Raw genomic sequence first — 319 nt, 5'->3', positions numbered from 1 at the left:
GGCATTCGGCGTGGTGGCGAACGGGTCCTTGAGGAAGCGTTCGGCGGTCAGGTCATCGCGGTTGAGGTAGCCGCGGGCCACGCCAGCGCCACCAATGTAGATCTCACCGGCGACGCCCAGCGGGACAGGCTGCTGTTGCTCGTCCAGCAGGTAGAACTGGGTGTTGCCCACCGGCTTGCCGATATGCGGGGCAAAGCCGTCTTCGCGGTCCATGGCTACCCAGCTTGAGTAGGTGGTGGTTTCCGAGGGGCCGTAGAGGTTGCACAGACGTTGCACGCCAGTCTTCTCGAACAGCGATTCCACCAGGCTGCGCTTGAGG

At 63.9% G+C, this 319-nt stretch carries 1 protein-coding gene; it reads right to left on the bottom strand.

The genetic code is table 11. The annotated features are described in order from the left end of the window. Positions 1–319 (bottom strand): AMP-binding protein (locus M5B99_RS29910; RefSeq protein ID WP_248807490.1); only part of this gene is annotated, 319 nt, incomplete at both ends.

The sequence above is a fragment of the Pseudomonas sp. MWU13-2100 genome, from assembly GCF_023242365.1.
GTDB lineage: Bacteria > Pseudomonadota > Gammaproteobacteria > Pseudomonadales > Pseudomonadaceae > Aquipseudomonas.
This window is presented reverse-complemented; position numbering and strand designations above follow the sequence as displayed.